At 65.4% G+C, this 1,429-nt stretch carries 1 protein-coding gene and 1 pseudogene; both read left to right on the top strand.

Annotated elements, in window-relative coordinates:
• The first annotated feature begins 88 nt into the window (after window positions 1-88).
• Window positions 89-1,157 (top strand): annotated as a pseudogene (locus G8O29_RS18130) (IS110 family RNA-guided transposase).
• Window positions 1,158-1,219: 62 nt separating this feature from the next.
• On the top strand, window positions 1,220-1,429 hold a 210-nt coding region (locus tag G8O29_RS18355; protein WP_207624001.1), incomplete at its 3' end, for a hypothetical protein.

Below are 1,429 nucleotides of genomic sequence, written 5' to 3'. Positions count from 1 at the left end.
GAGATGGGGTGGATGCCGCTCTCCCCTGACGGCATTGCGATGTGCCAAACTCGTGGTGTCGAAGCACAAGCTGTAGGAAAGGGCATCCATGGGAGAGGTTAGCATCATCGGCGTGGATCTGGCAAAGAACGTGTTCCAGGTTCATGGGGCTGCGGCGGACGGGTCCGTCGTATTCGGCAAGAAGCTGTCACGGCCGCAGTTCGCGCGGTTCATGGCGGACCAGCCGCCGTGCCTCGTGGCGATGGAGGCCTGCGCCAGCGCGCACCATTGGGCGCGGGAAATGGCGCGGCACGGGCATGAGGTCCGGCTGATCGCGCCGCATTACGTCAAGCCGTTCCTGAAACGGCAGAAGAACGACGGTGAGGAGGACCGTGGCGCCAGTGGCGCCGCGTAAGCCGACGAACGACGCGGAGGCCATCGTCGAGGCGGCGCTGCGGCCGACCATGCGCTTCGTCGAACCGAAATCCGCTGACCAGCAGGCGCGGGCCGTCGCGTTCCGGACGCGCGAGCAGCTCGTAAAGCAGCGCACCGAGGCGGTGAACGCACTGCGGTCGCTTCTCTACGAGTTCGGCCATATCGCTCCCGAGGGGATTGGCTACCTGCCGCGCCTCGCCAAGGTCGTCGACGATCCCGGCACCGACGTGCCGGAACTCGCCCGGGACATCTGCCGCATGCTCCTCGAGCAGATCGCCAACCTGACCCACCGGATCAATGCGCTGAAAGCCAGGATCGCGGCCATGTCGCAGGAAGCAGACCTCTCGCGCCAGTTGCAGACGATGCCGGGTGTCGGCCCGATCACTGCGCTCGCTGTCGAGACCTTCGCCCCACCGATGGAGCAGTTTCGGCGTGGGAGGGATTTCGCGGCCTGGCTCGGCCTGGTGCCGCGGCAGCATTCCACCGGGGGCAAGCAGAAGCTGGGGAAGACCTCGAAGATGGGGCAGCGCGATATTCGTCGATTGCTGGTCATCGGGGCAACCGCGGTGATCCGCTGGGCCTCGCGCCGCGGTGCGCCCAAGGACTCGTGGCTGGCGCGGATGCTGGAACGCAAGCCGGTCCCGGTCGTGGCCACCGCGCTGGCGAACAAGATGGCGCGCGGCATCTGGGCGATGCTGACGCGCGGCGAAAGCTATCGCGGCCCGGTGCTGATCGGCGCCTGATCGGGCGCCGAACGGGCAACCGGGCCACCGAGTTGTGAGGAAGGCATGATCTGCATGGGCAAATGATCGACATGATCCGGATCGGGCAAATCAGAAACCTTCTCCGAGCCTCGAGCTCGCTCTTGGAGATTTGGACCCGCTCCGCGCATCACCATCCCGGCCAGCGGCGCCAGTCAGCCGCACGAACAGGCCTGACAAAAGACCGCACTCGATCACAAGTCCAGACGATCACAAATTCCTTGCAAACCGAGCGGCATCCACAAAAGAAGGTT

Origin of the sequence: Rhodobacter calidifons, assembly GCF_011174775.1 — a bacterium.
GTDB classification, from domain to species: Bacteria; Pseudomonadota; Alphaproteobacteria; order Rhodobacterales; family Rhodobacteraceae; genus Tabrizicola; species Tabrizicola calidifons.
The sequence above is the reverse complement of the archived record's forward strand: the minus strand, read 5'-3'. Positions and strand labels throughout refer to the sequence as shown.